General features: G+C 62.6%; 14 protein-coding genes. 8 read left to right on the forward strand and 6 right to left on the reverse strand.

What is annotated here, in order from left to right:
- Positions 1-74: 74 nt before the first annotated feature.
- Positions 75-902 (forward strand): sugar phosphate isomerase/epimerase family protein, encoded by an 828-nt coding sequence (locus H0921_RS11630; RefSeq protein WP_194538254.1) that lies wholly within the window; start codon positions 75-77, stop codon positions 900-902.
- Between the two features lie 237 nt (positions 903-1,139).
- On the opposite strand, the gene H0921_RS11635 is transcribed toward H0921_RS11630, so the two are convergent.
- A complete protein-coding gene (locus H0921_RS11635) occupies positions 1,140-2,183 on the reverse strand; it encodes a type II secretion system F family protein (RefSeq protein ID WP_194538255.1) in 1,044 nt (347 codons plus the stop codon).
- A gap of 296 nt (positions 2,184-2,479) precedes the next feature.
- Between H0921_RS11635 and H0921_RS11640 the strand changes: the two genes are divergently transcribed.
- From H0921_RS11640 to H0921_RS11650, 3 genes are all read left to right on the forward strand, one after another.
- Complete coding sequence (locus H0921_RS11640) at positions 2,480-2,905, forward strand: DUF309 domain-containing protein (RefSeq protein ID WP_194538256.1); 426 nt, start codon at positions 2,480-2,482, stop codon at positions 2,903-2,905.
- A gap of 141 nt (positions 2,906-3,046) precedes the next feature.
- Positions 3,047-3,562: a thiol peroxidase gene (tpx, locus tag H0921_RS11645; protein WP_194538257.1), complete on the forward strand. Its 516-nt coding sequence runs from the start codon at positions 3,047-3,049 to the stop codon at positions 3,560-3,562.
- Positions 3,563-4,074: 512 nt separating this feature from the next.
- Positions 4,075-5,064 (forward strand): hypothetical protein, encoded by a 990-nt coding sequence (locus tag H0921_RS11650; protein WP_194538258.1) that lies wholly within the window; start codon positions 4,075-4,077, stop codon positions 5,062-5,064.
- A 248-nt stretch (positions 5,065-5,312) separates the two neighbouring features.
- On the opposite strand, the gene H0921_RS11655 is transcribed toward H0921_RS11650, so the two are convergent.
- Genes H0921_RS11655 through H0921_RS11665 form a run of 3 tightly spaced genes read right to left on the reverse strand, consistent with a single transcriptional unit; the run spans position 5,313 to position 8,807 of the window.
- The gene (locus H0921_RS11655) at positions 5,313-7,274 is read right to left on the reverse strand and encodes a hypothetical protein (RefSeq protein ID WP_194538259.1); all 1,962 of its coding nucleotides are present in this window, start codon (positions 7,272-7,274) and stop codon (positions 5,313-5,315) included.
- An 18-nt stretch (positions 7,275-7,292) separates the two neighbouring features.
- On the reverse strand, positions 7,293-8,093 hold the full coding sequence (locus tag H0921_RS11660) for a hypothetical protein (RefSeq protein WP_194538260.1): 801 nt from the start codon (positions 8,091-8,093) through the stop codon (positions 7,293-7,295).
- A gap of 3 nt (positions 8,094-8,096) precedes the next feature.
- Positions 8,097-8,807 (reverse strand): Gfo/Idh/MocA family protein, encoded by a 711-nt coding sequence (locus H0921_RS11665; RefSeq protein WP_194538261.1) that lies wholly within the window; start codon positions 8,805-8,807, stop codon positions 8,097-8,099.
- A 363-nt stretch (positions 8,808-9,170) separates the two neighbouring features.
- Here H0921_RS11665 and carA point away from each other — a divergent pair, with 363 nt between their 5' ends.
- On the forward strand, positions 9,171-10,277 hold the full coding sequence (carA, locus tag H0921_RS11670) for a glutamine-hydrolyzing carbamoyl-phosphate synthase small subunit (protein WP_194538262.1): 1,107 nt from the start codon (positions 9,171-9,173) through the stop codon (positions 10,275-10,277).
- Positions 10,278-11,215: 938 nt separating this feature from the next.
- Here the strand turns inward: carA and H0921_RS11675 are convergent.
- Positions 11,216-11,434 (reverse strand): hypothetical protein, encoded by a 219-nt coding sequence (locus tag H0921_RS11675; RefSeq protein WP_194538263.1) that lies wholly within the window; start codon positions 11,432-11,434, stop codon positions 11,216-11,218.
- Positions 11,435-11,609: 175 nt separating this feature from the next.
- On the opposite strand from H0921_RS11675, the gene H0921_RS11680 reads away from it, so the two are divergent.
- On the forward strand, positions 11,610-12,683 hold the full coding sequence (locus tag H0921_RS11680; RefSeq protein WP_194538264.1) for a DUF1559 family PulG-like putative transporter: 1,074 nt from the start codon (positions 11,610-11,612) through the stop codon (positions 12,681-12,683).
- A 90-nt stretch (positions 12,684-12,773) separates the two neighbouring features.
- Here the strand turns inward: H0921_RS11680 and topA are convergent, their stop codons facing one another.
- Positions 12,774-15,692: a type I DNA topoisomerase gene (topA, locus tag H0921_RS11685; protein ID WP_194538265.1), complete on the reverse strand. Its 2,919-nt coding sequence runs from the start codon at positions 15,690-15,692 to the stop codon at positions 12,774-12,776.
- 428 nt (positions 15,693-16,120) lie between these two features.
- Between topA and H0921_RS11690 the strand changes: the two genes are divergently transcribed.
- Together H0921_RS11690 and H0921_RS11695 are read left to right on the forward strand one after the other, a co-directional pair.
- A complete protein-coding gene (locus tag H0921_RS11690; RefSeq protein ID WP_194538266.1) occupies positions 16,121-18,940 on the forward strand; it encodes a hypothetical protein in 2,820 nt (939 codons plus the stop codon).
- 392 nt (positions 18,941-19,332) lie between these two features.
- Positions 19,333-23,865, forward strand: coding sequence for a PVC-type heme-binding CxxCH protein (locus tag H0921_RS11695; protein ID WP_194538267.1), 4,533 nt, complete (start codon positions 19,333-19,335; stop codon positions 23,863-23,865).
- Positions 23,866-23,943: the final 78 nt, after the last annotated feature.

Consider the following 23,943-nt stretch of genomic DNA (forward strand, 5'->3'; position numbering starts at 1 on the left):
GTCCCCACCGCCGGCGCGGCCCAGCCCTTGGCGGCCATCCCCCGGCCCACCCAGACCTTTCTGAGGGTGTTATCATGCGGGCAGCGGTCACTGTGTCGTTGATTCCGGAGGTCCGCCAGGGACCGTTCGTTTTCACTGGCGATCTGGTCCAGGCCTGTCAACGTGCGGCAGCACTCGGCTTCCACGCCATCGAACTGTTCCCGGAAGACCCCGAGGCGGTGGAGGCCGAGGAACTCCGCCAGGTGCTCGACGACTGCCAATTGAGCCTGGCCGCGGTGGGCACAGGAGCCGGCTGGTTCCGCCATCAGTTGAGCTTCACCAGCAGTGAGGAAAGCATCCGCTCCCAGGCGGTAGATTACGCCCGGCGGATGATGGACTTGGCCGCCGCGTTTTCGGCGCCGATCATCATCGGGGCCATGCAGGGCAAAGCCAGCGGCGGGCTGAACCAAGCCACGGCGCTGCGCTATCTGGGGCACGCCCTATTCCAACTGGACGAGCATGCCGAGGCCTTAGGCGTTACCCTGCTGTACGAACCCCTCAACCGTTACGAGTCGAATCTGATCCATACGCTTGCCGACGCGGCGACATTCATCCAGGGAGCTGGTCTGCGCCAGGTGCGTCTGCTGGCCGATCTGTTTCACATGAACATCGAGGAAAGCGACCTGCCGGGGGCGTTGCGGCGGGCCGGACCGCTACTGGGCCATGTGCATTTCAGCGATTCTAACCGTCGGGCCGCCGGTTGGGGACACACGAACTTTCCCCCGATCATCCAGGCGCTGCGCGATATTGGCTACGACGGCTATCTGTCGGCGGAGGTGCTCCCGCTGCCGGATGCTGAGTCAGCCGCTCGCCAGGCCATCACGGCCTTCCGCCAATGGGTCGGCTCACCCGCCGCTGGATAGAAATAGGCCCTGCCAGGCGGGAGATTCCGCTCCCTATCCCTCGGCTTCCGCCAGAGCCGCTGCTGACAGGGAGGCGTCACGGAGGAAAGCACGGAGAACGCCAACCCCTGTTTCGGCCACGTCCCAAGTCGAGACTTCTAGCCGCAGCGTTCCGACGCGTGATGATCGGCAACCACGTCCCTAACCAGTAACTCCCTAGCCAGTGATGATTCCGTCACACTTCCGCCGCAGTGGGAGTCAGCCGGCGGCTTGCCCCAGAGCGTTGAGATAGATCGAAGCGATCCGGAAAATTGCCAGGATGATCATCAGGGCAATCAGAGCGTAGATGGCCCAGGCGGTAGCGGTGGCCGCGGAGCGCAAGCGGCGGGCCGCTTCCTCAGCGTAGTTGGGGGACAGCCGTTCCATGACCTCCGGCAAATTGCCCGTCTGTTCCCCCAACTGGACGTATTCGTAGAACTCGTCGGGAAAGGGGGCGCCCGAAGCTCGCAGGGCTTCGGTTAGCGAGCCGCCCTTTTTGACCACAGCCACCGCCCGGCTTTGACCGCGGGTGAAAGCCGCATTGCTGGCCGCCTCCAGAGCATGCCGCACGACCTTGGGCACGCTCAAGCCCGCTTGATACCCCATGCGCAAAGCCACGGCGCACCGCTGGAGCGCCAGGAGCAGGAAAGCCGGTCCCCACCCCGGCAGCCCCAATAGGAAGGCCTCAAGCTGACTTTGCCAGCGGACCTTGTTCGCCAGGAGTTTGAGCCCTACCAGCAAAGCCACCGGCAGACCCAAGGCCACGGCCACAAACATCATCGCGCCGGAGATTCCCGACAGCCCCAATCCCAACGGGTCCGTGGTGACGGCCTGCCCTTGCCCGCCCAGGTATCCCAGGATCAAAATCAGCAGGGTGATGACCCCCACCGCCGCCAGATACATCAGCACCGGATACGTCATGGCGGAGCGGAACTGCCGCTGGATGGACTGGACCTGATCGTAGTACTCCTCCAGCACCTGGAAGGTTTCTTCCAGGTGTCCCGTCCTTTCCCCGACGCGGATCAATTCCACAAACAGAGGGGGGAAGCAATCCAGATAATCGGCCAGGGCATCGCCCAGGCTCTCCCCTTGTTCCAGGCGCTGGGCGAGGGCGGCAGCCACGGGCCGCAACACGGCCGGTCCCGATCGGCTTTGCTGGCGGAAGAGCTTCACGGGATCCAGCCCCGCGGCCAAACCGTGCCGCAAAACCCGGCACCACATCACCAGCGCCCCTACCGGACACCGCGCACTGGAAAAGATCATCGCCTCCCCCTTACCCCCGCTCTCCTGGTTCCCACCTGCCGATCCTGGCTCCCACCCGGCAACCCCGGCTCCTATCCGACGACCGTGGCTCCCTCTCGAAGCCCCTAACTCCCCTCCAGCGACTCTGGCTCCCTCTCCCCGCATTCCGCCGCCTCTGGCTACGATCATATCACAACGGACACTTCTCCGGGAGTTCCCGCTGCCCTCCCTCGGCGGGGAAACAGACCCCTGCCAGCCCTCCGCCACTTGGGATGAACCGCTCCTCTTATTGGGGGGCCGCCTTAGGATGAGAGCAGATGGTGTTTTTGCCGCCGTTCGCATTCGATTCCGGGGACCGTCCGGTGGAACCGAGGGACTTATTCCGCCGCGGCGTCGAGCTGTTCCAGGCCGGGGAGTATTTCGAGGCTCACGAAGTGTGGGAGGAATTGTGGCGTGAGGCGTCCGGCGAGGCCCGAGCCTTTTACAAGGGGTTGATCCAGTTAGCCGTGGCGCTTCTCCATGCCGAGCGGGGAAATCGTAGCGGCTCGGAGCGGCTGTATCACTCCGCCCGGCGCTTGCTCGAACCGTACCGCCCGGCCTACGGCGGCTACGATTTGGAGACCCTGCTGCGGGAGTCAGAGCCGTGGTTGCAGAGCTGTTGGGCCGCTGGCGGCCAGCCGGCGGGCGGAATTGGCGGAGGCCGGCCTCGGTTTCCCCCTGTCACAGATGCCGAGGGGCGATAGGCTATCCCTAACTCTCTTCCCCAACGGTGCAACCCGTCCCCAACGGTGCAACCCGGCGGGGAGCGAGGCTGTGGGAAGCGAGGCTGGTCCACAGGAAGCGAGACTGTTCCTTGTATTCCTTGCGAGAAAGGAGAACAAACCATGGCTCGGAGCGTCACCTTCAAGGGGAACCCTGTCACACTGGAAGGACCGGAACTCAAAGCGGGGGACAAGGCCCCGGACTTCACTTGTCTGAAGGGACTGGAGGTGGTGACCCTGGCCAACACTCCGGCGAAGGCCCGCCTTTTCAGTGTGGTGCCGTCCCTGGACACCGCCGTTTGCAGTGCCCAAACGAAGAAGTTTGAGGAGGCCATTCGGGACCTGGGGGATGCGGTGGCGTGCTACACCGTCAGCCTCGACCTGCCATTTGCCCAAGGCCGCTTCTGCTCCGCGGAAAAGATCACGACAATGCAAACCCTCTCCGACGTGCACAATCACTCCTTCGGCAAAAACTGGGGCGTGCTCATCAGCAGTGGGCTGCCGCTGCCGTTGCTGGCGCGGGCCGTATTCGTCGTCGATCGCAATGGTACCATCACCTACGCCGAGTATGTCTCCGAGATCACCAATCATCCGAATTACGACGCCGCCTTGGAAGCCCTGAAAAAGGCTGCCGCCTGAGAAAGAAACCACGGTCGCAAAAGGCCACCGCGGTCCCAAAAGACTGCCGCCTGAGAGAGCCACCGCAGTCTTAGAAGGCTGCCGCCTGAGAGAGCCACCGCAGTCTTAGAAGGCTGTCGCCCGAGAGGTTTCTCGCCCTGGCCGCTGGCCAACCGTTTCCGCTTCCGCTCGTTCCCACCCGTCCATACTGGTGGGGGATCAGGCGGATCTTTCGACTGGGTCTTCCGGACGCCACGGCTCAATCAGGAAGACTCAGACCATCGCGGGACAAAGACGGCGGAGGCGGAACGCCGAGCGGATTCGCTCCGCGGCAGGCCGTCTTCCACCGCCGGCAATAGGCCGAAAGATAGCGAAAGGGCGCCGAATGCAGCGAATATACGGCCTGTAACGCGCAGGGACAGTTGGGGCGGTTATGCGGCAGCCAAAAAAACTTTCACCTGCCACGAGTACGGATTAGTCTAAAGAAGTGAGGTGATCTCAGCAGGTTTCCTCCATGGTGAAGGGTGATAGCCATGAGCCGACCAGTGGTGCCTCTTTTCGTCCTGAGCGCGGCCGTGATGGCCGGTACTGCGGACCTGGCGCGCGCCGGTTGGGACAACGTGTTCCAGGTGTGTTGTTTCGGCTGTGATCGACCACGGGTCAGCTTTGCTCCCCCCTGTCCACCTCCGCCGTGCCCCCAGCCGGAGGTCCGCGTCAGTTACATCCAGCGCACCTACTATCAACCGGTGACGGAATATGTCCGGACCACCTATTACGAGCCGGTCACCCGGAATGTGACCTCCTACTACTACGAACCGGTTACGGAGTACCGTTACACGACCTATTACGATCCTTGCACCGGTTGTCCGATCCGGGTGTGCCAGCCGACCACTTCATACCGCTTGCGGAGCCAATGCAACACGGTGACCAGCTACGTGGAGCGCACAGCCCTGGTGCCGGTCACCAGTTATCGCCCGGTCACGGTGCAGCAGCCGGTGGTGAGCTACTACTATCCTCCCACCAGCGTGTCGTATGGGGCGCCGCTGGTCCCGGCTCCTCCGGCTGCGATTCCTCCCGCCGCCCCCAGCGTCCAGGAAATTCGGGACCAGGTACCCAGTGTCATGCCGCCGGGCGGCAGCGGCACGGATAAAATCCCGCCCCCCAATGTTCCCACCCAGCCGGGTATGTCCTACCCGCGGCCCGGCACGTCCGGCCAAGTCCGCCCCGAACGCACCGCCAGCCTGCCGCGAAACTCCAGCCCCACCGTCACCGTGCGCGGAGAAGTCGTCCTCAAGGATCAGATCACGCCGCGCAGCGGGGCGCGACTGGTCTTCGTCAACGCGGACAACCTCCAGCAGCGCCACTACGTCACCGCTAACGCCTATGGCGAGTTCGATACTTCTCTGCCCGTCGGCCGGTGGTACCTCTACCTCGGCGGCGAAGATGGACGCGCAGTCTATCACAAGCAGATCACTCTGGCTGGCGACCGCGACCTCGTCGAATACAAAGTCGTCAGCCGTTGAATCCTCCCGGCGGTAGAACCTCCCTGCATCATCTTACCCCCATTCACGCTGGGCTACCGCCCAAGCCGATCGCACCACTTGCCGACCCAATGCCCGGAACCACCCGCAGAAGGTGGCTTCTTTTTTTTGCCAGACTCGAAGTATAACCTCAATCGCCAGGTGAGTGGTGTCAATTCAAATCCCCAATCGCCGCCGCAATATGTGCGATGTGATTCGGTTCCGAAGGGTTGTTTCAGGTTCCCGCATGGTCATGGTGCAGAGGCAAGCCTGCGGCCAATGCCTCCGGGGGAAATGATGGCCGAGGTGCGGCAATGGCGGCACGAGCGGGCGGCAGCGGCGAGCAAACGGCGAGGTCCCTCGGATGCTTCGGGAGAAACAGCGGGGAGGCGGCGGAGAAAGTCATCGAGAACTCCCAGCCAATCGCGGAGCCGTTGGGGCAGATCGGCAGGTAAAGGCCGGGAGGTGTATACCACTTGATCGTCAAACACCAGGCCGTTGCCCTGGGCAATCAAGCGGATGTCGGCCTCAGGATTGAGACTGAAGTAGCCCGCCAGGCTGACGCCGCGCGCGGTGATCAGGATCGGCCCCAAGACGGCTTCATGAGCCGGGTCCCACCGTTCGACCCAGAGCAGATCCGGGAAGGCAGCCAGCCAGCGCCCTGTCAAATGGGGCCAGCGCTGGGCACACTCAAAAACATTCACGATGCCGGAAGACCAGGCCGGAATGAATTTCATCTGAAACAGACCGTACAGGTACTGCCATTGCTGGGGTCCAGAGGGTGTGAGCACCTGGTTCAAAGCCGGCAGGGCCAGGCAGAGGAGCTGCAAGTCCGCCGGTGTCCAGCCAGAGGAGAACGCCTCTTGACACAACAGCACTTGCACACGGAGCAGGCTTCCATATTCCACGGGCTGGGCCAGATACGCCGCCGCCACCGCCTCGGCATACGTCCAGGGTACTTCCCCCCGAAATGCTGGGGACAGCAAACTCACGAGGAGCATACTCCGATCGATTCCCGCCGGGAGAGCATCGCACCACTCCAGCCACTGTGCTACGCCCCGCAAGTGCCACCATTCGCTCTCCCCCTCCACGGATTGATCCTGGAGATGATGGAGGATGTGCTGGAGCACGGCGCGCCGTTTCGCGGGATCGCCTTTGCCCAGGCTCGTCTGGCATAATCGGATCAAAAAGCGGAGATGATCCGGCTGCTGCCAGGCGAGTTCCGGCACCAGATATTGCCAGGCCGCATCAATGAGCCGATCTTCCGGCGGAACAGGGGAGCGGAGCAAGTAGCGGACCAGGCCATAGATAAGGCCGCAGACCACCGGCAGGACAGCCATCCCAGCGGAAGAAGGCAGGACACTGAGCAGCAATCCCGCGGCACCCAGAGCAGCCAGACACGCCCCAAGGCGGGAGGAGGGCCGGAAGCGGACCAGGCTTCGCCGTTGCGGCGTCTGAATCGTCACGATTTCCCACCAGGGTCCCGGATGGTAGTCCACCGACCAGCCGAAGGTGGATAACCGCCGGGGAGTCAGAGTCAACGGCGGCCACGGGGACGGAGCCGAGGCGGGCACAGGGGACAAGCACACTGGGCACAGGCCGCAGTGCTCCTGGGCAGCCTGCTGGAGTAGGGGCCGCAAATCCTCAAGACTGGCAGAGGTGCGCCGGAGCCACTCGCGCAGGGCGGCTTCGCCTCCCCAGAACCACGCTTGGTCCAGCCACTGCGGGTTCCGGGTTTGCCGCCAGCGCTTCCACAGATCGAGGAGCAGATGGCGCGGGGAGCAGACGCGGCGGTGAGCGGCGTCAATGATCAGGCCGTGGTCGGACCAGAGATGTCGGGCGAAATCGGCCAAGGGAAGGCGTAGGGGGCAGCGGGGGCAGCGCCAGCGGCGTCGGCGCTCCCAGCGGGCCACGCAGCGGTCCAGGGCTTCGCAGCGGGGCACCTCCTCTTGCAGCCAGCGCAGGCATTCCCAGACCTGGCGCCGCGGCAGACCCCGCGTCAGCGCTCGCACCAGGGGACGGACATAGCGCCGGCGGTCCGGAACCAGCCGGAGCAACCGGGCGGCTGCCTGCCGGCGGACATTCCAGGCGATCCGTTCATCAGCCAGCAGGCGGACTGCGACATCCAGCGAGCGGGACCGGGCCGCAGCGGGCCACGCTGCCCATTGCACCAGCAGTTCCATCAACTCCCTGTGTGGATTCGAGGCTGCCATTGGCGAGCCACCTGCGAATCACCCGGAGGGTGGAGCGGCCAGACGTTGATAATCCGGCGGTTGCAGAGTGCAGCCCTGGTCGCCGCCCTGCCAGCCGAGAATGTGGGAAGGTTGGCCCCGTTGGAGGCTGCGCTGCCGCCAGCGGGCCAGCCACTGCACATCGACGGGCACGGCTTGCATCTGCGAAACGTCCCAGCCCAGAGCCGTACCTTGCTGAAGACTTTGTTCCGCCAGAGCCACCAGCACCGCGGCTGCCGCCCCCAGGTCCGGCGAGCACCAGGTATTCTGCCGACGCGCCCGCACGCAGCTCAAAAAGTGCCGCCACAAGGCTTCCGTTTCGTTCGGCGGCGGCGTGATGCTGAGCTGCTCCTGGGGGGTCAGGGGCGATTCCAGCCGGGCGGGATAGCGGGTGCCCCGGCAAGGATCGTCCCGGAAGATGTGCAGCGCGCCGCGGAGGAACTTCAGGGTCCCCAAGCGGCAGCGGACCACCTCTTCCAGCGGGTAGTTGCTCAAGGTAGTGGCGGTAGCCAAGAGCTGGCACCCTTCCTCAAAGTCTGCTACAAGAGTGGCGACATCCGGCACGGTCCGGCCGTCGTATTCCAGGTAGATCCCACCAGACGCCTGCACGCGTGCGGGAAAGCGCACGCCCATCGCCGCCAGCATCCGCGCCACCGGGGCATAAAGCAACTCGCTGAGCGGACCGCCGCTCAATTCATGCCGGCAGCGCCACTGGGCAAATGTGGCCCGATCGAACGGCAACTGGCGGGGGGATGGTCCGAGCGGCTGACCGGCCACCTCAAAACGATGCCCCAGAAACATGTTTCAGTCGATGGTGCGGGTATTCATCGACTCCACGAGACGGTAGAACCGCCATTGCCCGCGGATGTCGTTGCGGAAAGCCCCGGTCTGGCCTTGCACCACGTGGCCCAACTGCCCGCTCCGGAGATAGTCCCAGGCTTGTCCCCAGATGGGATCGGCCAGGTTCTGCACGCCGACCACGACCACACGCTGAGATTGCCGCCAGGCCGTCCACACCGCCGCTGCCTCCGCAGCAGTGCGCGTCATGGGGCGCTCCACGAACACATCCTTGCCCGCGGCCAAGGCGTCCAAGGTCATGCGGGCATGCCAGTGATCCGGCGTGGCGATGCACACCACATCCACTTCCCGCAATTCCAGCACGCGCCGGTAATCCTTGGTGACGTGCCGACGGTCGGCCGGGTCCAAACCGCACTTACGAGCCGCCGGATACAAACCCTGGGCATACCGCCGCTGGCTCAACTTCCCCCCGAACGTGGTGGTATATTCTTCCTCATGCCCATCCCACACATCGCAGACGGCCACGGCGGACACCGCTTCCCCGGACGCACCCAAACGCTGGATCACATCCATATGCGCCTGAGCACGCCCGCCGCAGCCCACAAACGCCACCCCCAACCGCTCGTTGGCCCCTAGCGTCCGATTGTAACCGGCTGCCGACAGCGATAAGACCGCCGCCGATCCCAAAAATGCCCGCCGATCTACTGCGCCATTCATGTCACCTGGCCCCCTCACGCATCTCCCAGTTCCGTTTCTCCTGGCACTTCCCCCAATCCCATCTCTCAGCCGCGCCGGCCAAACGCTCGGCCTTCCCCCGCAATCCCCTTGCCCTTCCGCGCCGCACCGGCCACCTCCACTTCCCTCCGGATTCCGAATCTTTCATCCTGCACCTCTCCTCCATCTTACGATTTTTGGAACCTTTGCAACATCGCCTGGACCGATTCGCTCCCCGCCAGAGTTTTTTTCCCTACCATAGAGCGTGGGAAATATCCGACGGCGAACGGAAGCGGTAGCGAACGGAACCGTGCAGGAGCGGATCGCGTAACAGTTCGAGGCCCTGATTCACGAGTTGATCGATCCATGCAGGCGAAACTGGCGCTAGAAGATGGGACCATCTACACCGGCGAAGCCTTCGGCGCTCCCGGCGAAGCCGGTGGCGAAGTCGTCTTCAACACCTCGATGATGGGATACCAGGAGATTCTGACCGATCCCTCTTACGCAGGTCAGATCGTCACCATGACGTATCCCCACATCGGCAATTACGGGGTCAATGCGGAGGACCGGGAGTCGGCCCGCGTGCAGGTGGCCGGTTTCGTCGTGCGGGACCTGACAGCCACTCCGAGCAATTACCGCAGCCAGAGCGATCTGGATACCTACCTCAAGACAGCGGGGGTGGTGGGAATCGCCGGCATCGACACCCGCGCCTTGGTCCGGCGGCTGCGGCTGCGGGGAGCCATGAACGGCGTGATTTCGTGCCAAGACCTCGATGACCAATCCCTGGTGGCCAAAGCCCGCGCCTTACCCCCGATGGCAGGCCAGGACCTGGTCCGAGCCGTGACACCGCGGGAACCCTACACCTGGCAGGAACGCCCCGGTTTGCTCGCCCGCCACATTCTGCCCCCTCGGCCTCCAGAAAAACATGTCGTCGCTATCGACTACGGCATGAAGTGGAACATCCTCCGCTTGCTCACCCAAGTCGGCTGCCGGGTGACAGTTGTTCCCGCCACCTTTTCCGCCGAAGAGATCCTCCGCCTCCATCCCGACGGTATCTTCCTGTCCAACGGTCCCGGCGATCCCGCCGCCGTCACTTACGCCATCGACACCATCCGCCAGCTCGTGGGCAAGCGCCCGATGTTCGGCATCTGCCTGGGGCATCAACTCCTCTGCCTGGCGCTGGGAGCCAAAACCTTCAAGCTCAAGTTCGGCCACCGCGGAGCGAACCACCCCGTCCGCAACGAACGCACCGGCCATGTCGAGATCACGACGCAAAATCATGGCTTCGCCGTCGATCCCCGTACCCTGCCCAGCGATGTCGACATCACCCACGTCAATCTGAACGACCGCACCCTCGAAGGCATCCGCCACAAGCGCCTGCCGCTGTTGAGTGTGCAATATCACCCCGAAGCCTCCGCGGGACCCCACGACTCCAGCTACCTGTTCGAGGAGTTCCGCCGCCTCATGGGATAACCTCGGTTTCCTTGACTCCCAAAAACCTACTTCGACCTCAGTTTGACCCCTCGATCTGGCATCCAATTACTCCTCAATCCGAAATTCTCGAAGGATGCATCACGCCCATTCTCGAGCTTAGCACCCAGCCGAGGCCAAGTGGCCGAGACTGACATCGTCCCCTACAATCCCACGGAGTAAAATGGGCGCTTTTGAGGATGAGCGAGTTCGGTAATGCGAATTGGCTCCTGGCACATTCCTCATCTTTGCCTACGCCATGTCATCGTGACGCTGACCTTAGTCAGCCACCTGATGGCTACCTTCGGGTTTCCCCTGCCGGCTTCAGGCTTGAGAAAGCCGACCGACGGCGTCCCCTATCCCTGCCAATCGCGCCCTTGCGGCTGCCTCAGTTCCGAGCAATGCTGGAGCGGCGACTGCTGTTGCTTCACTCTCGAAGAAAAGCTGGCTTGGGCGGAAGCGAACGGTATCGAGCCGCCGGAACATGTCTACCAGTTGGTCAAGGCCCCCAAATCACCCGCAGCTACGCTCACGGCCAAACCTTGTTGCTCCGAGATCGAATCTGCTTCGGCCCCATCTCAGAAAGCACTGAGGGAATGCTGCGAAGTCAGCGAAGCGGCGATGTCGTGCTGTGGCGAGAAATGGACCCCTCATGATGAGACACGAGCAGGCAATTCCCAATCGGCCTCTGACTGTCCCCACTGCCGGAGTCAAACTCCAACGAAATGCTGCGAACAGAAGGAAGCCCAAGGGGTTGGCAACACGCCTCGCATGCGCTGGGTCTTGGGAATCTTTGCTCAGAAGTGTAGCGGTAAACTCCTGGGGGGCCTTTTTCAGCTCGACCCCGCCCTCGTATCTCATCTGACGGCAATTGCACCGCCAGAAGTCAAACCCGACGGCTCTATCGTTCCGCATTCGGATCAAACCATCTCTCTGACCTCTCAGCCGCCCACTCCTCCGCCGCGATTCTGGCTTCCTTTGTCATTGCCGCGGATCGTCTTGTAGGTCCAGATTTGATCCCTCGTGTCCACCTCACGGGGCGGTGGTAGTAGGGGGAGAGCAAGACCGGGACTCGACGGTATTCCTTTGTGTCGATTCCGTCCGGTCTGACTCTGCTCAGCCACCTTGGCCACCAGGGCGTGCCGCGGATATTCCCGCATTCTCCCATGAGTTGAATTGCTACTCTCAGCGGGTTGAGCCGAGGAAATGTTCTTGGCTTCCCAAAGCTGTAGTGGCACAAAGTTGATCATAGTTTAGCTAGAAATGTTTTGTATAATTATTGAATGTTTATGATAGTATATCACTATGTTGATCTATTTATATGGAGATAGACCTATGAAAACGACCAAAGGTTTTACTCTTATTGAATTGCTGGTAGTGATTGCCGTCATTGCTATCTTGATTGGACTGTTGCTCCCCGCTGTGCAGAAAGTCCGCGAGGCAGCAGCTCGTCTGAAGTGTCAGAACAACCTCAAGCAACTCGGTCTAGCGCTTCATAACTATGAGAGTGCGCACCAGGTGTTGCCTGCCTTCAACAGTTTGGAAGGGAGTAATGCAGGGAACTTCTCGATTCAGGCCCGTCTGCTTCCGTATGTAGAGCAGGAGAATCTGCGAAACATGCTTTCCTTCGATGTTTCTTTGACGATCGGCTGCTGTCCCGGAGACTTGCGTCCGCAGTTTATCGAACCGGCGCAGACTGTATTGCCGCTGTTCCGCTGCCCCAGTGACGGCAGTCCGGACACCTTTACCGTCCGCTCAGGAACGCGGGGTGGGGCGACGGGAAGAGACTTCACATATGCCGGGACCAACTACCACGTGAATATCGGGACGGCCTTGGGCACCCTTTACGACTCTCGCTTACCGACGGATGGCATCGCCTGGGTCAACTCCCGCGTCCGCCTCACGGACCTCCGGGATGGGACGAGCAACACCGCCGCTTTTGGCGAGTCCCTTCTGGGGGTTCAGGCCCAGCAGGCTCCCGCCCCCACCAATGACAATGAACGGAAGCGGACGATGTTCAACATCACTTGCTTGTGGATCGACCCGTCCGTGCCTCCACGAATTCCCGGCCTCACGGCTGGCTACGTCGTTCCCTATGATCCGAACGCTTACTACTCGATGTCACTGTCGAGTCCTCTCAATCGCGGCTGGAGCGGCCAACGGGGTGCGGGCTGGATCAGCGGACGTGAATATTACACCGCCTACCAGCACTACCTGCCGCCCAACAGTAACATCCCCGATGCTCAGATCTGCGGTTACGGTATTTTTGGAGCGCGGAGCAACCATCCCGGCGGCGTAAACATCTGCTTCTGCGATGGCAGCGTGCGCTTCATCCGCGACTCGATTAGCCTGGACGCCTGGCGGGCTTATGCCACCCGCAACGGCGGCGAAGTCATTCCTGACAACTGAATGGCCTGTGGTAAAACCAACGGAATTCGGACCCAACCCTCCATCTGGCCGTAAGGGGGTTGCCCAAGCGGCCGGCCATGTTCCGGGCAATCAGGTGGGAGTCGACTGCTGCTGTTGCATGGCGGCATCGATTTGGGTCTGTAGCTCCGGGGAAACCTTGGCCTTGCCCTTGCACTTGGGATACTTGGAACAGCCGAGGTAATACCCGGGGCCGAAGCGGGACTTCATGAGCTTCATCGGCGCGCCGCACTCCGGGCAGGTCTCGGAGATGGGGACATTGGGCACGGAGGCCGCGGCGGCTTTCTTCTCCCGTGGCGGCGGGAGAAGGTGCTGGAGTTTTTCCCGCAATTCGGCGGTAAGGGACCTGGCATTGCGGCATTTGGGATAGGCGCTGCAAGCGAGGAAGGGGCCGCGCCAGGCCACTTTGACCACCATCGGGCTGCCGCACTTGTCGCAGGTGATGCCGGTTTCCGGCGGGCGGACGGGCTGGCCGTGTTCGTCAGCATCGGCACGGAAGCGGCACTTGCTATCGGGGCACTGGAGATATTTTTTGCCGGTTTTGCTCGCCTTGAGGAGCAGTTTCTGCTGGCCGCAGCGCGGGCAGGGTGTGGACGAAGGCAGGGTGGTGACGACCGGCTGTCCATCCGGTCCCAGGTTCATGGTGGTCGGGCATTGGGGCGCCGCCGAGCAGGTGAAGAAGACGCCGAAACGGCCGGACTTGCGCACCATCGGCTGGCCGCACGCCGGACACGGAATGTCCGTCGTGGTGGGGCCTTCCTGCTCCTGGCCATCGCTGCCGCGCTTGTACTGGCACGGATTGTCTTTGTCCTTCCAGCCGCTGCAACCGAGGAAGTAGCTGCCGGTTTTCGGGGAATAGCGTTTTTCCAGCGGGCGGCCGCACTTGGGACAGGGTTCATCGGTCAGGGTGCGCGCCGGCTCCATCTCCTGGTCGGCCTTTTTCAACTCCTCCGAGAACGGCCCCCAGAACTCGTCCAAGACCTGCTGGTACTGGCATTTGCCCGTTTCGATGTCGTCGAGTTCTTCCTCGAAGTGGCTGGTGAATTTGACATCCATGATGCGGGGAAAGTGATGGACGAGTTTATCGGTCACGAGTTTGCCGATTTCGGTAGCGTAGAAGCGTCCCCGCTGCTGGGTGACGTAGCCGCGCTTCTGAATGGTCGAGATGATGGTGGCATAGGTGCTGGGCCGGCCGATCCCTTCTTTTTCCAGGGCCTTGACCAGCGAGGCTTCGGTGTAGCGCGGCGGAGGCTGGGTGAAGTGCTGCGTGGCGTACAGCTCCAGGCGTTGCAAAGTTTGGCCGTCCTGGAGGGGAGGCAAGTCCGCATCTTCCTGTTTGCCGACGGGAGGCAGAACCCGGCGATAACCGTCGAAGCGGATGACCCGCCCCGAGGCGCGGAATAAACCGGCGCCTGCCGCGACATCGACGGTGGTGACCGCCACCACAGCCGGCTTGCACTGGCTGGCCACAAAGCGGCGCCAAATCAAGTCGTACAGTTTGAACAAATCCCCGCTGAGGCCCAGTTGCTGGGCTTTCTGCGGCGTGAGGGTAACATCGATGGGACGGATGGCCTCGTGGGCTTCCTGGGCGGCCTTGGCCGAGGCGAAGAGATTGGGAGATTCCGGCAGGTATTGCGGTCCAAGCTGGGACTCCTGGGCGATGTACTGGCGGACGGCCTGAAGGGCCTCCTGAGACACGCGGGTGCTGTCGGTCCGCATGTAGGTAATGAGGGCGGTGGGGCCTAAGCCGCGCAGTTCCACCCCCTCGTAGAGGCGCTGGGCGGCTTGCATTGTGCGGCTGGTGGAAAACCCCAGGCGGATATTCGCCTGCTGCTGCAAGGTACTGGTGATGAACGGGGGAGGCGGCCGGTCGAGACGCTCCTTCTGTTCGACTTTGACGACGGTGAAGGCAGCCGGCTGCAAGGCAGCCAGGAGCTGATCGGCGTCGGCCTCGCTCCGCAGACGCACCTCGGCCTCATTCCAGCGGACCAACTCGGCGAAGAAAGCCCCCGGCGGCGGTGCGGGCAAACCCGTGCGCTTGGAAGCGGCCGTGCCGTTGTCCGCTTTGTCCTCCGCTTCCGTGTCCACCACCGCGTTGTCGTCGCTCTCTGCGGCGCTGTCGGCATCCCCCTTTTTTCGGGCGTAGATTTTGCTGCCCTGGGAGCTGCCCGACCAGGAGATGGCACTTCCTTGCGGCGCGAGCAGGGCGGTGATTTTCCAGTACTCCTCGCTGCGGAAGGCCTCGATTTCCCGTTCCCGTTCGACGATGAGGCGGACAGCCACGGACTGAACCCGCCCGGCACTCAAGCGCGCGGCCACTTTTTTGCCGAGCAGATTGGACAGGGGAAAGCCGACGACGCGATCCAAGGCGCGGCGGGCTTCCTGAGCGGCCACGAGGTTGCTGTTGATGCGTTCCGGATGGCTCAGGGCTTGCTGCACCGCGGCTTTGCTGATCTCGTTGAAGCGGATGCGGAAGGTGCGCTCCGGGGGCAGTTGCAATTCATCGGCGATGTGCCAGGCGATCGATTCGCCTTCGCGATCGGGGTCGCTGGCGAGGAAGATGCGGCGCGCCCCGCTGGCGGCATTGCGAATCTCTTCCAGAATCTCCTGGGCGGATTTCCGCCGGCCGCGACGGTCTTCGTCATCCCCTTTGGCATCGACGACGTAGCGTAACTTCCAGCCGTCGGCAATGCGGATACCGGCCACCTCTTCGCCTTTGCGCTTGCGGGTGTCCAAGTCCCGTACATGGCCGTAACTGGCTACCACGCGGTAACCCGGTCCCAGGTATTTGGCCAGGGTGCGGGCCTTGGCCGGCGATTCGACTACGACCAGATCGTACCCGCCAGCCCCACTCCCGTTGCCTTGGGATTGCTCCGCAGGGTCCGCGTTGCGGCGGCTTCGCCGGCGGGTGGTCACCGCCGCCGATTCCGGGGATGGGGTTGCATCCGCCACATTCTCCTCCGCGGTACGCTTCGTGCGTGCTCGAGCCACGGTGTCTTATCTCCTCGGAAGAAACGGTCCTTCGGTGTCCAAAAGCGCTACCTCGATGTCTCAAACGGTAGCCGGTTCCCCAATTGTATCAACCGATCGAGACAATCTCGGCTTGCCTCTCGCCGGTCGAGGCTGGGTATGCTTCGCTCCTTTTGGTCCCCTCATCCGCTTTGGGTTTGTCCATCCCTGCCGGCGTTGTCCCTTCTGGCTTGCGGGACCTCCGCCTCTGCCCCGCGGCATGTCCCCAGAGTAACGCCCACCTGGACAGAGTTTGCGGTTGTTGGCGCCGGCAAATTCCGTACAATCGAACCGGCAGGGCAATCGATGCCCAATTTCCCTAATAGGACGATATAACACCTGTCAACCCCCCTCGCGGGAAAAGCGACGGGTTTGGCAGGGTGCGGCCATATACAACTTGGGGAATCGCAATGGCTTACAATCCCTTCAATTTTTTCCGGCGGAACCAGAAGACGCTCTTCGCCATTTTGACCGTCTTCATCATGATCATGTTCACACTCTCCAGCGGCCTGGGAGGGGGGGCGGACTTCTTCGACTGGTTGCCGCAGTGGCTGGGACGGCAGGCGGGCAAGAAAGGGGAGCACCTCTGCACCATTGACGGCCGCAAGGTGTACGACGGCCAACTGCGGGAGCTGAACCGGCAACGGGTGATGGCCAACCGCTTCATGAGTCTGGCCGCCCAGCAGACCATGCTCACCCTCAACGGCGTGGTCAGCGAATTGAGCGGCAAACTCAGTCCGGAAGCCCGCAACATTCTCCAGCAGGTGGCCCAGGAGGAAGGATTCCTCCGGTTTTTTGCGAGCAATCCGGAGCTGGCGGTTCAAGTGCCGCAACTGCTGGAGCGGATGAAGGCGAACACAGCGCGGATTCTGTCTCTGCCGGAGGCCCGCGCGGAGGACAAGGAAGCGGCCCGCGCCAAGATCGCCGCCCTGTCCTTGATGCTCAGCGGCAGCGGAGATCATTACTTCACGAACGTTCCCAACCGCAACAGCCGGGACCTGATCGAATTCCTGCTCTGGCAGAAGAAAGCGGATCAATTGGGCATCCGCCTGACGCGCGCCGATGTGGCCCGCTTGATCCAGGATGAGTTTTACGGCTATTTCCGCTCGGATGTACAAGTGCGCAAGCTGCTCCAGCAGCAGATGGAAGGCTTCCAGATGGAGCGCTGCCTGGATGCCATCGGGGAGGAGTTTCGGGTGCGTCTGGCCCAAACGGCGCTGTTGGGTTCGCTCAGCCCCCAGATGTCCCAGGAACTGGGCACCGGCTTCCCGGCTTTCCCCATTGCCTACGAATTGTTCACGCATTACCGCGATCAGTGCAGCGCCACTACGATGGCGGCAATTCCCGTTCCCGTGGCGAATTTTCTCGACCAGGTGACCCAATCGCCCACGGAGGATGAGCTGCGCCGGCTCTTCGAGCAGTACAAGAACAACGATTACAATCCGACGCGCGAGACACCGGGGTTCAAGGAACCTCGGCGCATCCGCCTGGCGTACTTCGGGGTCAGCGGCGAGGAGCCGTACTACCGGCAGGCAGCGGAACAATTGCTGCGGCAAGCGGAGGAACAGGCAAAAGTTGGTTCGGCTTTGACGGTACCTTTGCCGGGTATCTCTCCGGCATGGGTGGCCGGGGCGATAGGGCCGTCGCTGGGAGGTGAATTGCTTCTCCAGCAAGCCTACGCCCGCTACGAACGGGAGCAGCGAGATACCACGTTGTTCCGCTATCAATCGCCCGGTTTGAGTGTCGAGCGGCTGTCCGAGTCAATGGTGGCACGTCCTGCCACGGCCGCTGCGGTCCTGGCCGCGGTCGCGGGACAATCCACCGCCTGGGGCCATCCCGGCGTCAGCGTCACCCTGAGCATAGGCCCGCCGGTCGCTTACGAGCTGCGGCATCGCATCCGGGGCAGTGTGCCGGTGGTGCTGAGCATGCTCCCCACTCCCTCCCTTTTACCCCAACTTGCAGCAGCCGATGCCGCGTTCCAGCAAGCGATCCCCCGCCCCCTGCCCCTCGAAGCCGTCCGGCAGCAATTGTCCCAGCAGTTGATCCGCGAGACAGCCCGCCGCTTGGCCTTCGGCGATTCCCCCACTGCTGTCCCCGGTGCGCCGACCATTCTCGTCGGTGATGTCCAGAAGTTCATCGATGAAGTCCGCAAGCTCTCGAATGACGGGCGGCTCCGACCGTCGCAAAAAGACAAAATCGCTGAGGTGGAAAAGTACATCCAGGAGTTTGTGACCCGCCGGGGGCTGACCCTGCGCGGCAATCGCGAACCACGCCATGAATGGAACCTGGAAGACGATCCGGAACTGGCCCCGCTGGTGGTCGCTCAACGGGAAGCGGTGCGTCAAGCGGCCCGCAGCCACGGCGGGACCACCTACATCCCCTTTGGCCGCTCCTTCTTCTGGCGCGACACTGCCCGGCGCGAAGCCCTCAATACCCTTTATCTGCCGACATACTATCCCGAAGAGCGCTTGGACCCCTTCCGGCGCCAGACCAGTCCCGAAGGCACAGTGCAATGGATCGTCTGGCGCGTGGAAGAATGGCCCAGCCGCACGCTCACCTACACGGAAGCCCGGCCGATGGTCCTGGCCGAATGGAAGCGGCAACAAGCCCGCCGGCTCGCGCAGCAGCAAGCGGAAGCGCTCGCCCAGGCCATCCGCAACAACCCCCAAAGCCAGCCCGCGACGCTCAAATACGTCGTCGATGATGCACGCCTCGAGTTTGCTGCCCGCTTTGCCGACCCGCAAGCCCGCGACCGCATCCGGCCTTTCCTCATCGAAGGCGTCGCTCCTCTTTCGACCGTCACCAACCCCACCGCCCAGCCCCTCTTCCCCCTCATTCCGACTGTGCCGCAACCCTTGCATCCCTTCCGCATCGTCCCCAGCGAAAACGTCAAATATCCTGCCCGCGAGATGGCCCAGGCGCTCCTCGATAAGCGGACCGAACCGCCCAAGACGGTCTTCCTCCTCCACGACGAACCCCGCGACCACTTCTACGTTGTGACCATCCTCCAGCGGGATGTCAAAACCCGTCTCGAGTTTGAAAATGCTATCCTCCGCGCCCCGTTCAACGACCCCAACCGCAACATGGTCCTCAATAGTTTCCAGCTCCAGATGCGAGAGCGAACCGTGGAATCCGTCCTCGCTCTGCTCAAGCGCGAGTTCCGTTATGAGGAGACGGAAGAGCAGAAGAAGAAGCTTGACGAGTCCGAGCGCCGCCGGGAGGATACTTGACCTTCCTTTCTCTCCCCGCCAAGCCGCTACGGATACCTGGGGGCGCCCCGCAACCTCAACCCACGGTCCACCCAGATGCCGGCCGGCAAGGTCAGCCCGCATCCCGACCGTGTGGCTTCCTTTTCTTTTTCCCGGAAACACAACCTCAAGAGTTGTCCACCCCAGCGAACCCAGGAACAAAGCGGCCGACTCAGGGTGGCCAACTTTTGCCTGAGGTGAGCAGGGGGAGTGGTACCCACTCAGGGACCGGCGAGGCGAGTTATGGCCGAGGGAGAACGGCTGTTTTTTTGCTGCAACGGTTGGCCGCCGTCCTCAGCCTTGTTACAAAAACACCAAATGATCCCCCCTGAAAAGTTCCCATTCATCCTCGGAAGTGGCGGAGAACCATTTCTATGGCACGCAACACGATGGCGAGCCAGCGCACATGGTGGCGACGGGGAAGCTGGCTGGCTGCGGTGATGGTCATCCTGGCAGCGGGGTTCCGCTTGGGCGGGTCTGTGTCCAAAGCGGGGTCCCAAACCCCGGCTGTTCCCCCAACCGGCTCCCAAACCCTAGCTGCTGCTCAACCCCAACCTCCAGCCGCCCTGCTCCCCTTCCGCCTGGAAAAAGGGGACCACATCTGCATCATCGGCAACACCCTCGCGGACCGCTTGCAACATGACGGCTGGCTGGAAACCTTCCTCTACGCCCGCCATCCGCAGCATAATCTCATCATCCGCAACCTGGGCTTTTCCGGCGATGAGATCACCCTCCGCCTGCGCTCGCAAGACTTCGGCACCCCGGATCAATGGCTTTACGGTTCGGCTCCGATTCCGAATCCCAAGGCGATTGCGGACCCCAAGGTGGTTCGGGCCAACCGCTTCGAGTTGACGCAGACGCGGGCCGATGTGATTTTCGCCTTTTTCGGCGCGAACGAGTCCTGGGCCGGCGAAAAAGGATTGAACAAGTTCCAAAACGATCTGGAGCAATGGCTGCGGCACACGCTGGCCCAAAAGTACAATGGCCGAAGCGCTCCCCGCGTGGTCCTGTTTTCCCCGATCGCGGTGGAGGACCACCGCTCCCCGCATCTGCCCACTGGTGAAGCCGTCGTGCGGCGCAACCGCCAGCTCCAGCAGTACACCCAAGCCATGCAGGAAGTGGCCGCCCGCCACAAGGTCCCGTGCATCGATCTGTTCACTCCGACACTGGCTCTGTATGCTCAAGTCAAACGCCCGCTGACCATCAACGGCATCCATCTGACTGAAGAAGGCCATCGCAAACTGGCGGAGATCATCGACGCCGCCCTCTTCACACCGCCGAATCAACCCTACACGCCACCGGAGGAAGCCCTGCTGGCCCGCATCCGGCCCGCTGTCCAGGACAAAGCCTTCCACTGGTTCCAGCGCTACCGCGTCACGGACGGTTATTCCACCTATGGCGGACGGGCTTTCCTCAAATTCGTCAACGGGCAGACCAATTACGAAGTGATTCAGCGCGAGCTGGAAATCCTCGACATCATGACCCACAACCGGGACAAAGTCATCTGGGAGGCGGCCCAAGGGCGCACGGCCCAACCCGATGACAGCAACCTGCCGCCATTTGTTCCCGTCATTACGAATAAGCCCGGCCCCCTTCCCGGCGGCAAACATGTTTTCCTTTCGGGCGAAGAAGCCATCGGCAAGATGACCATCGGCAAAGGATTGAAAGTCCAACTCTTCGCTGATGAAAAAATGTTCCCGGAGTTGGTCAATCCCGTGCAGATGGCCTTTGATCCGCAAGGCCGGCTCTGGGTCGCCGTCTGGCCGCTCTACCCCCACTGGAAGCCGGGCGAACCATACAACGATAAGTTGCTGATCCTGGAAGACACCAACGGGGACGGCAAGGCGGATCGATGCACCGTCTTTGCCGATCGCTTGCAGAATCCTACCGGCTTCGAGTTCTACAACGGCGGCGTCATCGTGGCCCAAGCCCCGGACCTGATGTTCCTCAAGGATACCGACGGAGACGGCAAGGCGGATGTCTATGAACGCATCCTCCACGGTCTGGATACGGCAGATACCCACCACACAGCCAACAGCTTCGTCTACGATCCCGGCGGAGCCTTGTATTTCCAGGAAGGCACATTCCATCACACGCAGGTGGAAGACCCCTACGGACCTCCGAAGCGTTCGGCCAATGCCGCCGTGTTCCGATACGAACCCCGCACCCACAAGTTTGAAGTCTATATTTCCTTCGCCTTTGCTAATCCCCACGGGCATGTTTTTGATCGCTGGGGACAGGACATTGTCATCGACGGAACGGGGGCGCAGCCGTATCACGCCACCCTCTTCAGCGGTTATCTCCCCTTCCCGCACAAGCACGCCCGCCCGCCCCAGGTGTACCAGCAGCGGACTCGCCCCTCCGGCGGGATGGAGCTGCTCTCCAGCCAGCATTTCCCCCCGGAATTCGAGGGGAATCTGATCGTCACCAACTGCATCGGTTTCCAGGGGCTGCTCCGCTATCGCCTCAGCGACGACGGCGCCAGCTTCAAGGGACAGGAACTGGAACCGATCCTCTCCAGCAGCGATCCGAACTTCCGGCCGGTCGATGCCAAAGTCGGCCCGGATGGCGCCCTGTACTTCCTCGACTGGCACAATCCGATCATCGGCCACATGCAACACAATCTGCGGGACCCCAGCCGGGATCGGAGCCACGGGCGGGTCTATCGGGTCACCTACCACGGCCGGCCTTTGTCCAACTCCCCCCGCATAGCCGGCGAGCCGATCGACCATCTCGTGGCCTTGCTCCAGCACCCGGAGGACCGCGTTCGCTATCGGGTGCGGATTGAGCTGGGCAGCCGGGAGACGGCGGCTGTACTGGCGGCACTCCAGAAATGGCTCGCCCGTTTGGACAAGAAGGACCCCAATTACGAACATGCCCGCCTGGAGGCGCTCTGGGTCCATCAGTGGCATAATGTGGTCAATCCGGAGTTATTACAAGAGGTGCTGCATTCGCCGGAGTTCCGGGCACGTGCCGCTGCGGTGCGGGTCCTGACTGCCTGGCGGGATCGCCTGCCGCAAGCTCTGGATTGGCTCCGCGCCGCCATCAACGATCCGCATCCCCGCGTCCGCCTGGAAGCCGTGCGCTCCCTGAGCTTCTTCCCCGGTGCGGAAGCCCTGCCCATTCTCGCGGATGTGCTAGCCCATCCCGACGACCCATACATCCGCTTCGTCTTCCGGGAAACCCTCCGCGCCTTGGAACTCGACCTGGGGGTGAGCGGAGGCGGCGGAGGGATCGCCACGGTCCTGGCCAAGATGTTAGCAACTGGCAAAGTACCTCCGGAACGCCGAGCGGCTTATGTGGAAACCGTCTGCCGCCAGGGAACCGCCGCCGATTTGCAGGTCATCTGGAATACCATTGTGGCGGACGCCCAGCAACCGCCGGCCTTGCGCCGCCTGGCTTTGGAGGGGTTGTACGATGCGGCCATGACCCGCGGCGTCCAGCCTCAAACCCCCGGGGATTTGTCCCCCTTGCTCCGTGCCACGGACCTGGAACTGCGTGCCGCCGCGGTACGGCTGGCCGGAGCCTGGAAGATTGCCATCGTGGCGATCCGTACCCTGGCGGAGGAATCAACCCAACCCTTGCCCGTACGCTTGGCGGCGGTGGAAGCCCTAGGCCGTGCGGGGGATGCCGACTCGCTAACGGTGTTGCGCCGCTTGGGGCAGAATGCCCAGCCCTTGCGCTTGCGCTGCACAGCGTTGGCTGCCCTGGTCCGCCACGATCTGGACGGTGCGGCGAACCTCGCGGCGGCAGCCCTGCAACACGTCGCCGATACGGACGATGCTGCCCCCCTTCTCGATGCGTTCCTCACCCGCAAGGGCGGGCCGGAAAAACTGGCCGCGGCCCTCCAGCGCACGCCCCCTGTCACCGATGCCGCCAAACTGCTGCTGCGCTATCTCTACACCGCTGGCCGCTCGGACCGCGAGCTGACCGACGTGCTGAGCAAAGCGGCAGGACTCAGCGGCGAATTCAAGCCTCCCACCCCGGCGCAAATCAAAGAACTGGCCGCTGAAGTGCTGGCGAAAGGCGACCCGGCCCGCGGAGAGCGACTCTTCCGCCGAGCGGACCTCGGTTGCTTCAAATGCCACGCTTTGCAAAGGGCCGGCGGCAATGTCGGACCGGAACTGACCGCCCTGGGAGGTTCCTCACCCGTGGACTACGTCGTGGCCTCCGTTCTCGATCCCAATGCGGCTATCAAGGAACAATACACCACCCGCATCATCACCACCGTGGAGGAAACGGTCATCACCGGCATTGTCGTAAGTCGGGATGACCAGCGGGTCCTGCTCCGCGATGCGACCGGCAAGCTCCTGACCATTCCGGTCAAGGACATCGAATCGGAACGCGAGGGCCGCTCTCTGATGCCCGAAGGCCTCACCCGCTTCCTGACGCATCAGGAACTGCTCGATCTGTGCCGCTTCCTGGCGGAGTTGGGCCGGCCTGGCCCTTACGCTGTCTCTACCACGCCGACCGTGCAACGCTGGCGCATTCTCCGGCCGCGCGACCCCGCCCTGCTCCGCGATGTCCCCAGCGATGCCGTCTTCCAGCGACTTGTGCTCGCCGCCGATCCCGCGGCGTGGGAAGCGGCGTATGCCACCGTTTCCGGCCATCTGCCCCTAGAAGAACTCCGCCGTCCGGGCAGTCCCAACATCGTCTATGCCCAAGGAGAAGTGGAATTGGCCAACAATGGCCCGCTTCTCTTCCGCATCGAAGGACCGGTGCAACGGGCGTGGATCGATGGCCGGACCCTGAACATGCAGGGGAATACTCCGGTTCGCCTGACAGCGGGCCGACACCGACTCACTTTGCGACTAGACCTTTCGCGCGAACCGCCCGGCGCCATCCGCGTCACGGTCACAAAACCGGAGGGAGCCGCCGTCCATTACGAAGTCGTCGGCGGACCTTAAGCCCCGGTTGTCCATCCCCAACACCCAGGGGGGAACCTTTATTCCCCTGCCTATCCCTAACAGTTAGCGGGGAACGTT

The organism is Thermogemmata fonticola, assembly GCF_013694095.1.
In the GTDB taxonomy this organism is placed as follows: Bacteria; Planctomycetota; Planctomycetia; order Gemmatales; family Gemmataceae; genus Thermogemmata; species Thermogemmata fonticola.